Genomic DNA, 12,621 nt, shown 5'->3' with positions numbered 1-12,621 from the left:
TCCCTCCATGATCTCGCTATAGGCTCAAGATACATGAGGTCACCTATGTCTTGTTTTTGCCTCTTTTCTTGAGTGCTTCTTTTCCCTTCTTACCTACCTCAGAGAAAGCGACCCAAAAGGGATCGTAATCGGGTCTCCCTATCACATTCCCATCTACCCTAACAGCCTTGTCTTCCGTCACCTTCCCTATTACCTCAGCCCCTATCCCCTCTCTCTTTAACAACTTGACTACCTCTTCACCGTTAGACGTAATTATCACCATGGTCCCCTCACTTATTGAGGTAAAGGGGTCTATATCTACTAGGTCGGTCACTTCTCTCACCGAACGTGGTATCGGTACCTTCTCCTTCTCAATCGCCATTCCTCTACCAGAGGACTCGCTCATTTCAACCAGAGCGTTCCACAACCCTCCCTCTGTGGCGTCATGCATCGCGTTCACTCCTACCTTGGAAGCTACTAGTCCGTCCTTCCAACACGACATCTTCCAGTACATGTCCATTGCCTCCCTGAAGGAGTCTTCTGACATCTCCTCCTTGAAAACGTCGGGGAACGTGTTGACTAGGAGCGCTGTGGCCTCTATCGCAGGCCCCTTCGTTACGACAACCTCGTCTCCGACCTTCACCTTGGAAGGATTTGCGAGCCTCTCCTTCTCGCCTATTCCCAACATCGTGAAACCTCCCAACATTGGGTAGTTCACTCCCTCATATCTCCCTGTGTGTCCTCCGATCACCATGACGTTTATCTCTTTGAGTGAGTCGCTGATCCCTTCCCACATCTCCTTCAACTCTTCATCTTCCATTGAAGGGGGCAAGTTAAGGTCAATCAGGGCGTACTGTGGAGGGATTCCAGAAGTCATTAAGTCGCTCGCTAATATGTGAACTGCGAACCATGCGGCTTTCCTGAGCCCATATTCTTTTACCACGAAAACAGGGTCAGTTTTCGTGACGAGTACCCTCCCGTCTCCTAAATCCACAACTCCAACATCAACTCCGTTCCTCGGTGGCACTATAACCTCTTTCCTGACCTCGCCCAAGTTAGGGTAGATAACCTCATCAAATATCTTCTTCCCTATTTTACCCAACATAATGGATAGAGTGAGACGAGGATTTAAAACAGTTAGTTTTTCTCCCTCTTCTCCAAAATTTAGTGATTCCCGTTAAATAGCTCATGAAAAGCCTTATCCTTCCTTACGCATGTACAATAACTTTATTTATTAAGATACGATGTATTAGGGTGACCCTAATATGAAAGAATTTGAACATGATTGCTGTAAGGTAAACAGGAACTCAGCGTCTGACTTCCTGATGAGACCGATGTACAGGACTAACAAGATGAAAGAAGGTTACAAAATGAAAACGCTGGTGACGCCCAAGGGTGTAATTCAGTTGTTGTGGCTAAGGGAGAACCAGAAAGTAAACGTCATGTACTCAGGGAACCCGTGTCTGACGAGCAAGATAGTGTTAGAAGCGTTATGTGAATGGGTAAACAACGGCCAAGTTAAAGGAGTGGGAGATGCTATAGAAAAACTATCTAAAATCAGGGGATTCAAGGTCACAAAAGACGTAGAGGATCTCACAAGAGAGGTCATGAACACGATCACGGAATGAAAGAGAGTGAAGCACATATGAAAGTAGCTTACATAGCGTTGACTAACCTGGCACAATACATCCTGGTCAACATGGTGATACCACAGCTAGAGGAGGGAAAACACGTCGCTGACGTGAAGGGAATATTCTTCGTTCACGACAACGTGTATATGCTGGTGAAAGGAACCGATACCGCTGAAAGGATTAGGTCTCTTTACAAGAAGGGAGTGTACATTCAGGCATGTGACCAGTGCACGTTCATGAGGAACCTAGGAGATTCATTAATAGAGGAAGCTGTGGTAGGTTGTTTCCCGAACTTTTACGAAGCCATGAAAGACGTAGAGCAACTCATCACGATCTAGGAGATTTAAAAGTAAAAAATAAGTAGCATACACATATATTTTTTGTACTCTGTTATTTTAAGCCTTTTTTTATTTATATATATAAATTATAATTCCCTTTGATAGAAGTTTTTAAAAAATGACTTTCAGAAGTTACCTTATGATATATACCACGTCATCTAAGAGTTTTTCATCTCGCTCACTAGCGTAAGGAGACCACAAGCTCACTTCCTCCCCTTCGTGACGTTGGTCAATGTAGTCAGGGAGCTGGTCAGCTACCTTAACCTGAGGAACATGGAGGAGCTCCTCAGGTTCGTTAAAAATACGTTTATGGGTACACCAAGTCTGATGAAACCTTTAAATTACATTAAAATAGAACAACTGCTATAAATAATTGGCTATAAGTTCTAAAATTTTCTTACTATAAAATTGATAAAATTTATTTTATGACACTGTGAGAATGGATAAATTTCACCCGAATCTCTCCTCAACCTTTCTGTGATCCATTGAAGAGAGAACTTCCTTAGCCATCTCCTCTACGTTATCGAAATACATTACCTTGGTCACTTTTCTCTCGTCAATGAAGTCTGGGAATGCCTTTTCTAGGTTGTCAGAGCTCATCCCATTCCCTTTCAAAACGAAAGTATGTTTTCCCATAGCGTAACCCAAAAGGATCTCTATGATGGTACCAGCCCCTCCTCCAAGTGCAACTACCACGTCAGAAGACCTTATAAGGGGGATCGATCTCGACCTATACTCGCTTCCGCTGTCTATCCTGACTACTTTCTCAGGTACTGGAACGTCTCTCTCCATAGGGAGAACCATGACAACTGGGATTCCCTCACTTAACGCTCTGTCAGCGACAACTTTCATAAGGCCCCAGTAACCTCCTAGCAATATAATCACGTCGTTTCTCTTTATTGCTGAGACGAACTTCTCGGCTTTCCTCGCCATCTCTTCGGAAGGGTTAGAACTATGTGCAGCTATTGCTATCTGGAACATGATTATGAATCTTCATGTATCGTTTTTATCTCTTTTTGCCGTTCTCAGATAGACCGTGTTTTACGTCAGGACTCGTAGATCTAGGTAGCAGTTTACGTGAATTCCTTCGATCTAAATATTTTCTTCTTTATTATTTTTAAAGAAGAGAGTTTAAGAAAGAGATTATGATGCATTTGCATTTAAAAAAGAAGAGAAAAAGTGTGGCTTACCCTCTCTGTTCTTCAATTATACGTTCTATTTCCTCAGTTCTAAACGCGCTCTTCACTCCACCATAGTGGAATATTAATCCTACTATCGCGGCTACAATGGTGTCCTCAGGGAACGGTATAAGAGGAGTACTGAGTGGACCGAACCCACCGAAGAAGCTTATCCCATACATGACTATGATTAGCCCTATAAGCCAGAACCCGCTCCTTATCTCCTTTTTACCTTCATCGCTAGTGAAAGAATACCCTATAATTGTAGGAATTACCAGCATTCCTATGAAAGCAAGGTAATATAGAATGAATGAAGGTTCTAAGGAAGGTGATGAGTTCGTCACTACGTTGAAGTAACCAAAGAATATCAAGCCGAGGGATGTCAAAAGCTGGACTATTCCCATTGTATAAGCTAGAGCTTTGTTCATCTTTATGTGATTTACAGCGTAATAAAGCCAGAATATTGGGACACCTATGGAAAGACCGCTAAGTATGTAGAACAGTGTGGTGAAACCGGACCAGTAAACTATTAGGATTGCAGCTGTTGTGGCTATAGGCGCTATCACCTTAGCTGGATTTGCCTTGTAAGGTCTCTTCAGATCCGGAGCATGGTTCCTTAACGATTCCAGACCTATCCCTCCCATTATATAGGTAAATACTGTAGCAGAAGAGATGAATCCCACTAGAAGGTACCAGCTTGGGAACGGTAAGAGGAATATACTTCCTACCACTAAGGAGGCTAATAACGCGAAGAATGGGATTCCCGTCTTACCTACCTTGCTAAATATGTTAGGGAAATACGAGTCCATACTTAGACCATAGATCGTCCTCGTAGATGTTCCGGTGTAAACTAAACCTGTCCCACTAGGAGATACTATTGCGTCAATCAAGAGCAGTGTACCCCATGCTCCCAGAAGAGCTATCCCTGAAGACGTGAACTCTGAATAGAACGGAGAAGATGCAAAGTTGCTGCTCAGTAGTGCACCCCAGTCTCCTGGAGTAATGCCAGCTTTTTCCCAGTCAAGTCCTCCAATGAAGGAGACCTGAAGCATGGTGTAAATGACTATACCCAATATGAGTGACAGTATAACTGCCCTCCCAACGTCCTTTTGGGGGTTCTTTGCCTCTCCAGAGTATTCCACGGCCTGCCTGAAGCCTAGGTAAGAGAATATTATACCAGAGCTTGGTATAGCATAGAGCATTGCTGCAGGGCCAACTATCCCAGTTGATGCGTCTGCTACATTGCTGGGGAACAATCCTCCATAACTTGTGAAGTTGGCTGAATGATATGCCAAGAACAGAAGGAGGAACGTAGCTGTAGGTATTATGATCTTCCAGACAGTGATTCCTGTATTAGACTTTCCAAGAACTCTTATACCGGCGTAGTTCAGGAAGAAGAAGAACAACATGAGGAGGAAGGCTAATCCTATTCCCTCATAGTTGAGCACGGTAACGCTGGAGCCGTCCACCGTAGTAGTGTAGGAGAGGACGAACTTTGGATTCACGCTGGATATGTACTCTATTGCTCCCTCAGCCTCAATTGCTGGAACGGTTATGGCGGAAAGTAGATACAGGAAGCCCAGGATATATCCCGTGTAGCTTCCATGGGTGTAATGCGGATATCTTACGATACCTCCTGTCCTAGGTATTGCACTGGCTATCTCAGCGTAAGACAGACCCACGAACATCACTAAGACTCCAGCTATCAACCAGGAGAGAATCGCAGAAGGACCAGCTGTGCTCGCAGCGTCCAGGGCAGCAAAGAGCCACCCGGAACCTATTATTCCACCCATGGACAAAAAGGTGAGGTCCAACAGATTCAGGTTTTTCCTGAGCAATTTATCCGGATTTTTTACCTCAGTTTCAGTCGTCATCGGTATAAGTAGAAAGGAAGTTTATTATAACTTTTACGGTACAGGGTATATAGAATTTATTGAATTGCGATTATATGTTAAAAAGTATAGAGCAGAGAAGTTAAAAACTTTAGAAAGAGATTAACAAGGTCAAAATGCCATGTAAAGGAATGCACGCCATACCTTCGGGTCCACCCGAGTATCCCGAGATAATGACGACATACGTAATATGCGGGGAGAAGACTGCTATAATAGACCCTGGCCCCTCTAATTCTGTGGTAGACCTAGGGTTCGTGGACACAGCGAGCTACGTGATCCTGACTCACCTTCATATAGACCACGTGGGGCTTGTGAAGGAAACTATGGAAAGATATAAGGAAGCTAAGATTGTGATGAAGTCGGGTTACAGGAAGTACCTCACCACAGACGAAGGGGTAAGGAGGCTCAACGAGAGCGCCAGGGAAGTCCTGGGAGACTTGGTAGATGTCTACGGAGAGGTGGAGAAGACCAGAGATGACGTAATAGAGGTTGAAGATGGGGACACGGTTGATTTAGGCGGAAAAAAGATCAGTGTAATCTACACTCCAGGTCATGCTAAGCACCACATCTCCCTGTTCTACGAAGGGATGCTTTTCGCCGGCGACTCAGCTGGAGCAGTCCTCAACGGGGTCATGATGCCAACTACTCCCCCACCTATAGACCTAGAAGGTTACAAGGAAAGCATAAAGAAGCAGATATCCCTTTCCCCTTTCTCAGTGGGGTTATCCCACGGGGGTATAGTGGACGGGAAATTCCTGGAGGAATATCTTAACTTGGTCAACAAAGGAGAGTTCAACGTCACTGAAGAAGATCTAGACATAGGAGGAGAGAAAGGAGAGATGTTAAAGAAGCACTTCAGGATAAACATGAAAGGGCTAAAGGGAGAATAACACGTGCATATATGTAGTTTTAGCGTTTTTTTCTTTTTCACTCTAAAAAACTTCTCTAATCCCAACCGTTACAATCTCCTGATGAAAGAGTCTAGATCTTTTCACTACTCACCCTGATATCTTGTATTTCACTCCCTCTTCTGTGGTTTGATATTCTACCCTTAGTCCTGATATTATAGAGAGCGCAGTTTTTTCGTTCATTATCACTGACGTGGGGGTTATCTCCTCCTTTCTCTTTCCTAAACTCTCCATGACTCTGACCACGACTTGCTGTGAAGTTACCCAATCCGAAAGGGATTCCTTGACGTAAGAAACTAGCTTCTCACCGTATTTCAGGTTGAAGTCTATCAGTTCTACCATCTTCCTTTTCTCGTAAACTGGACCGTGAGAGATGACTATGCCTTCAACGGATCTAGATTCCTCCTTTATTAACTTGAGAGACTCCATAGCTCTCCAGAAGTCTACATAAAAGGGAAATACGAAACTTTCGAGAACCCTTTGACCGAAGAACGCGTCCCCAGCGTACAGAACATCGCCTACAAGGTAAGCTGTATGTCCCGGTGTGTGACCAGGAGTTTTCAGTATCTGCACGTCGGGATTACTGAAAGTAGCTTGTAAATCCTCCTTGATCAGATCGTAAGTGAACAGCGGAGAATCAGCACAGGAAAAGCCGTAGACCGCCATCCTCCTTCCCATGAGGGATACTCCCCACATGTCCTCTGGAGGAAGGTATTTCTTCTTGGCGTCGAGGAAGAGCCCCGCTATGTGGTCTGAGTGCCCATGGGTAGCTATTTGTGATTCTGCCTCAATTTCAAGGTCGGAGTTTCTTCCGCCTAGATCTATAACAATGCCTTCATAGGCCAAGGTGTTAGGACTCCCGGCGAAAACTGTTGTTTTGCCTACTTTCAAAGATTTCTTTTTCTCCATCAATATGGAATTTGTGTAATCTCTTATATAGGTTGAAGATTAGACTTACCTACATCAAGAATAAATTTATATGTCTGCTCTAGATCTGAAGAAATAATACTATATCCAAGAAACTAAATTAATTAAAAAAGAACAGAATAAAAATTGCCGTCTGCTTGAGCTGCTCATGACAAAGGATTAGTCCCAGGTTTCACCAGCTTCTTGAGATCGAGGATCTTGTCTATTTCCTCGTCCTTATAACCTAGACCCCTCAACGCTTCCCTGATCGACATACCCTTATTGAGCTTCTTGCCTATCTCTGCAGCCTTATCGTAACCTATGATAGGGGACAGTACTGTGATGAGAGAGGGCGAAGACTCGGCGTAGCGTAACATTTTCTCCTTGTTAGGGACAGATCCATTCACTACCAGGTCGGAGAACTTCCCCAAAGCTTCCGACAGGAGGGAGATCTCCGTGACTACATCATATCCAACAAGGGGTACGCCCATAGCTAGCTCGAACTCTCCTAACATTGAAGCGAACTGTACTGCGTGGTCTAGACCCACCACCTGAGCTGAGATCAGCATCATAGCCTCTGCGGTCACGGGGTTCGTCTTTCCGGGCATTATTGAGGATCCTGCTATCTCTTCCTGCGAAGGTATGTCTATCTCGCCTATCGAGGTGAAAGGACCGGAGAACATGAGCCTGAAGTCCTGTGCCATCCTGTACAGATCGATTGCTATAGTCCTCATGGACGAGCTCATGGAGAGCATGTCAGTGAGCAACCTCAGTCCTCTGAAAGTGTTGGCTGGTTTGAAACCCAATCCTGTTAGTGAATTTAACTCTGAAATCACCTTGGATTGAAAATCAGGGTGAGTGTTCAGCCCCGTCCCAGTAGCTGTCCCGCCTATGGGAAGCTCCTTTACGTAATCAAGAGCGGACTTAACTAGGTACTCATCGTGAGTTAAAGCGTCGGCGTAAGCTCCTAACTCCTGACCGAAAGTCACGGGGAGAGCGTCCCTCAGGTGCGTCCTTCCAGCCTTTACGTAGTCTGCGTACTCCTTGGACTTTGAGGATATCACAGAGACTGCGTGTTCTAGAGAGGGTATCAGGGATTCCTCCGCTAGACTGACAGATGCCACCCTGATACTCGTGGGAACCACGTCATTCGACGACTGGCCCAAGTTAACGTGATCGTTCGGGTGGACCTTCAACCCGCTATAGAAAGAGGCTACCTCCGCGATTACCTCGTTCACGTTCATGTTCAGCCCTGTCCCTGAGCCGGTCTGAAATACGTCCAAAACTATCTTGTCGTCATGCTTACCTTCCATGAGTTCCATTGAAGCTTTCATGATCGAGTCTCCCCTCTCTCTGTCGAGAAGGCCCAGCGATACGTTAGCCTTAGCACATGCCCACTTGACTGCGCCTATGCCCCAGATTATCTTCCTTGGAAACCTTGTTCCGGTGTTCATGAAGAGTTTTGGTGCATGTTCTGTGTACTTCATCTCTACATGGAAATGTAGGGGAGGAAATAAGGCTTATTCTGTCAAAAAGCGCTACGACCGAGGAATAAGCCTAAAGGATACAGCGTCAAATTAGAGTATGGAAAGGTCAACAAAGACTTGTGCACTGTTCATAGTCAATAGGTCTGACTACATATTCGAAAGTACCATGTCGTCTATAGTGAGGACTTTCGAGACCTTCGATATAGACCTGCTACTAGTGTTTTACGCCGGATTCACGAGAAATCTCTTTAACGCACAGAGCCCTAGGGGACTCAAAGAGCTATTCGGATGGATTCAAGAAAAAGGAACGGAGGTAGTATTGGAGGAGGCATCAGCTCCAGTGGATGTAGATGCCTTCAGGAAATGGATAGATGAGAAGACAATGGAGTGCGGAAAGGTGATCGTCGTGCCTACTACCTCAGCTTCTCTGACTGCTTACCTCCTCGGAAGGGTAGAAAGTGAAAAGCTAGCTACTGTGAGTTACGTCTTCACATTTGGACCGTGGACCAACTATTTCTACCCATACGTACCTAGACCGCTGGAGACGATGAGAGTAATCAACGGGGAAATTAAAACTAACTTGAACCCGTCTAAACTTGATGGTTTCCCGGGTTATCTATCTGATAAGACTTTCAATATGAACGTAGAGAAAATAGTAGTGGAGCTGAACAAGAAAACTTCTAGCGACGTCCTGGAACTACACGTCAAGGAGAAGGATAGAAACTCTCAAGACAAACTGCTCCTCAGCTCAGATACGTTTAATTTGAACGACTTCTTGAACAAGATCCACAATAGGTGGGGATGCGAGGAGACTATCAACGAAGCTCTTCTGCTTTCTGGAGCTTTTGAATTGAAGATCACTAAAGGGAACAAAGAAGACACAATATCTAGCTTGACTAGAGAAAAGGTACTAATCGACACTAACCTGCTTTTTTACGGAATACATAACTATGAGCTCAGGGACCTGATCGTTCCGAAATGTGTCAGGAACGAAGTGACGATTAACTCCGTACAGACTAAATCTAGAGGTAGCCCCCTAAAATCAGCACTAAGCGAGATAGTGGAGGACGTTCTAAACTCGGTCCTGTCCCATGCCAGGTTAATACCTAGCGAGGACTTATGGTGCGACATTGCCATACCTAAGATTGACCCAGACCTGATTGAAGGTGCGTATTTATTGACCGGCGATAAAAAGGCCTATGAAAGGTGGAGGAAGTCTACCATAGGCAAGTACACCGAACCTCTGTTGATTAAGGTGCCGACTTTGACGTACCAGGAGGGTGTTAAGAGATATTCACATGACATCGATAAGCACGTCGTTCAGGACGTAGGTCGAAGATATATGTCTATTATAACAATTGCCCTCCTCTTGAGCAGGATTAGGGATATTAGTAACATAAAAGTAAGTCTTTGCTGGAAAGGAGGTAAACCCATTGAAGTGAGTTACTCCTAGGATATTGGGGAAAGTCGCCGTGAAATGGAATAACTCCTTGTCGTGTCAGGTGTGATGTTCTGTCAATCTCTCCTTCATGGCGGTGAAAGACGAGTATAAGACCTCCGATATCGTGACTTCTTTACCCTTTACCTCAAACACGGGAGTCCCTGGATCGGCGTAAATCAACTTCTTCCCTGCTTTCCTACCCATCATGAAAGACGGGAAACAGAACGACCCATGTGCTCCCAATATGGTATCAGCCTTCAACTTTATGCATTCCTTCGTAGCTTCCGGTCTCCTAGCTTTGGACTTCAAAGCCACGTTATCTTCCTTGTAGACGACCTCCTTCTTTTCAGGGTCGTAGAGTATCATCAACTCTCCCTTGCTGAAAACTTGAATTCTCATATCCTTGTCTACTGTGGTACATATCATGTGTAATAAAAAGAGTGAAAAATTAAAAATAGGTGTTTACGTGGTCGGAACTGGGAGGCTAAAAATATTTACTTCTAGATAAAAAGATGGGGAAAATCACACTCTAACTTCCGTTATCGTTCTTCTGGCCTGCAGCTTCGCGAAGTTCCTCCTCGACTATGTTCACCCTCCTAGCTGCGTTCCTCAGCACCTCGGGCTTATCTCTCCATAGCTTAAGTGTGTACAAGCTCATTGCAAGGATGTAAAGGAAAGTAGCTACGACTGCTTGTGTCACCGGGAACACTGGAGGCCATATGGAAGCGTAGAGCACATACCCGAATACTACCGTGGCCACACCAGGGAGCACATAGTGCTGTATAGGATGAAGTATCTTGTTCAGCCCGAAATGGTTCTCCTTTAGTCTCCTGTAAAGTGTAATTACTGCTGTGTTGAGCATCAGGTGTACTGTGACCAGACCTACCAGAGCTATGGTAGTTAAGAAGTCGAACACGTTGCTGAGAGCACCGTAAATCTGGGACGAAGTTGCGGGAAGTGTTAACATCTGTATCGGGCTAACGCCTGAATAGTAGCCTATAACGAATCCTGCCAATATCGAGAGAATAGATGATGCAATAGCTATGAAAGCCAATGACTTCACAGGAGTGACAAACTTCGGGTGAACCTCAGCGAAAGACTTTGGCAGTAGTCCGTCTCTAGCCATGGCAAAGTAAACCCTTCCAGCGTTGGACTGCATAGCGACAGAATCTGAGAACGCCGAGTTGAACGCAAATAGAGCTAACAACAAGCCTCCTGCAACAGTCAGATACGTGGAGTAAACTATGATCCCTGGTATAGGGTTATTCACGAATGCAGTCATACCTTTAGGTGTGAGTCCTCCGGGCCACCCCACTATGGTAGCATAGGCTTCCTCTGTTAATACTATTCCTACTATTAATACTCCGAATATCAAGGCTTTGGTTATGCTCTTGCTGCTCTTAGCTTCCTCTCCTAATGGAGCTGACCCACCATATCCGATGAAACTCGTAATACCGAATATCATTCCGAGTCCTAACCCTGCTACTGGTCCGCCTTCCGGTGCGAACTTACCCGTAAACTGGGGCCATGCGTAGGGGTTGAACACCTGCAGTGTGTTATCAGGAGCCTTCAGGATCACTATCAGTCCTGTGATACCGAGAAACGCAACTTCAGCAAGGGCAGCGTACCTTATGTACTTCATCTGAGGCCTTATTCCCACCATGGCTAGACCTATAGGGACTATAATGAACGTGAGTATGAAGGGAATCCAAATCCACCCAGGCAACGTAATTCCGAAGAAGTAACTGAGAACTCCAGGTAGCACGACACCTGCAACATACACTGGAATAGCAGCAGTGCTAGCTACTTGGTACAGGACGTATAGAAACCCAGAAACCGCAGCTGGAATGGGACTGAAGGCTGTAGCTATGTATCCGTAGTAACCGCCAGCACTAGCGTGTCTTTTAGATAGATGGTAAAGTGTGTTGACTTCAAGGTACATCGTCAGCATTGCCAACAGGAAAGCTAATGGGGTCAGGATGAAAGCGAACGCGGCAGCTGAAGTTATGAAAGCTACCGTGTCACACGCGGGAGCCATTGCAGCTATCTCCTGACCTATAGCTTCCAGAGTTCCGACCACGCCTCTCTTTAGCCTTGGAACACTCTCTGCCTTACTCATTAGGGTAACCCTAATGGTAAAAGGAACAATTGTCTTTTAAAGTTATCTCTCCAGACTAACGCCGTCTAAATCTACGTGATAGTTTTCAACAGCTCCTGAAATACGAAGTATGACATCAAGGTTTTAACTTGATGGGAGTTAAGGGGCCGGAACTCTCCCCTTCCCTGACGGTAGACCCAAAATCACTTCACTAAATATAACAATGACTATTTAACAAAATTCTGACGTGTTATACACAGTAAAACGCAACGAAAGGAAACGATTTTATCTAAATTTTTGTGAAATAATTATATTTCTTTTTATTATCATTATTTTTTATTATTATTTTCTAACATCTAAGAGAAATTATAGGAAAGATTTCAAGAATTACGATGTAGTTCCTTAACGAGAAATATATACATTTGAGTAAATGATGAGGGTCTCACCTTAAATTTTTATTATTTGCCAAAGAGTTACAAACTTTAACAACAAAAGCGTTATGATATTTTGTTATTGTTATTATTTCTGAGGACAGATTTTGGGTCCGTTGGTGAGGGAATAGCTCACGTGATCTTAACTCAGCTACAGTTTTAACTTGTCGTCTTTACAACAGCTATGGTTAGATTTTTATAAAATCTATTAATTAAATTACTTTGAATATCTAAATTATATATATAAACAAGATTTTTAAAAGGACTAAAGCTAGTTAAATTGATCGTTGATTGTCTATATAAATTCTCTTCCATTAAATAGGCTTAAAATC

The 12,621-nt window shown here is 44.3% G+C and carries 12 protein-coding genes; 5 read left to right on the top strand and 7 right to left on the bottom strand.

The annotated features are described in order from the left end of the window. Positions 1–43: 43 nt before the first annotated feature. Positions 44–1,084, bottom strand: a complete 1,041-nt coding sequence (locus IC007_RS01060) for an AIR synthase family protein (RefSeq protein WP_174861564.1) — start codon at positions 1,082–1,084, stop codon at positions 44–46. A gap of 160 nt (positions 1,085–1,244) precedes the next feature. Between IC007_RS01060 and IC007_RS01055 the strand changes: the two genes are divergently transcribed. The 3 genes from IC007_RS01055 to IC007_RS13085 all read left to right on the top strand — a co-directional run bounded on the left by IC007_RS01055 (position 1,245) and on the right by IC007_RS13085 (position 2,317). Continuing rightward, a complete protein-coding gene (locus IC007_RS01055) occupies positions 1,245–1,607 on the top strand; it encodes a hypothetical protein (protein WP_054846410.1) in 363 nt (120 codons plus the stop codon). A gap of 17 nt (positions 1,608–1,624) precedes the next feature. After that, positions 1,625–1,948, top strand: a complete 324-nt coding sequence (locus IC007_RS01050) for a DsrE family protein (protein ID WP_054846419.1) — start codon at positions 1,625–1,627, stop codon at positions 1,946–1,948. A gap of 219 nt (positions 1,949–2,167) precedes the next feature. Beyond that, entirely contained in the window at positions 2,168–2,317 is a 150-nt protein-coding gene (locus tag IC007_RS13085) for a hypothetical protein (RefSeq protein ID WP_156303815.1), read from the top strand. An 81-nt stretch (positions 2,318–2,398) separates the two neighbouring features. Here IC007_RS13085 and IC007_RS01045 read toward each other — a convergent pair whose 3' ends face one another. Both IC007_RS01045 and IC007_RS01040 read right to left on the bottom strand, forming a co-directional pair. Then, on the bottom strand, positions 2,399–2,929 hold the full coding sequence (locus tag IC007_RS01045; protein WP_054846409.1) for an SLOG cluster 4 domain-containing protein: 531 nt from the start codon (positions 2,927–2,929) through the stop codon (positions 2,399–2,401). A gap of 205 nt (positions 2,930–3,134) precedes the next feature. Continuing rightward, on the bottom strand, positions 3,135–5,000 hold the full coding sequence (locus IC007_RS01040; RefSeq protein WP_149528225.1) for an APC family permease: 1,866 nt from the start codon (positions 4,998–5,000) through the stop codon (positions 3,135–3,137). 134 nt (positions 5,001–5,134) lie between these two features. On the opposite strand from IC007_RS01040, the gene IC007_RS01035 reads away from it, so the two are divergent. Continuing rightward, entirely contained in the window at positions 5,135–5,908 is a 774-nt protein-coding gene (locus IC007_RS01035; RefSeq protein WP_149528224.1) for an MBL fold metallo-hydrolase, read from the top strand. 108 nt (positions 5,909–6,016) lie between these two features. Here IC007_RS01035 and IC007_RS01030 read toward each other — a convergent pair whose 3' ends face one another. Beyond that, positions 6,017–6,835 carry an MBL fold metallo-hydrolase gene (locus tag IC007_RS01030; protein ID WP_149528223.1) on the bottom strand — a complete coding sequence of 273 codons (819 nt, stop codon included), beginning with the start codon at positions 6,833–6,835 and terminating at the stop codon, positions 6,017–6,019. A 164-nt stretch (positions 6,836–6,999) separates the two neighbouring features. Next, positions 7,000–8,319: a class II fumarate hydratase gene (locus IC007_RS01025; protein WP_054846407.1), complete on the bottom strand. Its 1,320-nt coding sequence runs from the start codon at positions 8,317–8,319 to the stop codon at positions 7,000–7,002. Between the two features lie 97 nt (positions 8,320–8,416). On the opposite strand from IC007_RS01025, the gene IC007_RS01020 reads away from it, so the two are divergent. Next, positions 8,417–9,772: a hypothetical protein gene (locus tag IC007_RS01020; protein WP_149528222.1), complete on the top strand. Its 1,356-nt coding sequence runs from the start codon at positions 8,417–8,419 to the stop codon at positions 9,770–9,772. Between the two features lie 45 nt (positions 9,773–9,817). Here IC007_RS01020 and IC007_RS01015 read toward each other — a convergent pair whose 3' ends face one another. Beyond that, a complete protein-coding gene (locus IC007_RS01015; RefSeq protein ID WP_054846404.1) occupies positions 9,818–10,186 on the bottom strand; it encodes a hypothetical protein in 369 nt (122 codons plus the stop codon). Between the two features lie 103 nt (positions 10,187–10,289). Next, positions 10,290–11,879 (bottom strand): APC family permease, encoded by a 1,590-nt coding sequence (locus tag IC007_RS01010; RefSeq protein WP_054846403.1) that lies wholly within the window; start codon positions 11,877–11,879, stop codon positions 10,290–10,292. Between the last annotated feature and the right edge of the window lie 742 nt (positions 11,880–12,621).

Origin of the sequence: Sulfuracidifex tepidarius (assembly GCF_008326425.1) — an archaeon.
Taxonomy (GTDB): domain Archaea; phylum Thermoproteota; class Thermoprotei_A; order Sulfolobales; family Sulfolobaceae; genus Sulfuracidifex; species Sulfuracidifex tepidarius.
The sequence above is the reverse complement of the archived record's forward strand: the minus strand, read 5'-3'. Positions and strand labels throughout refer to the sequence as shown.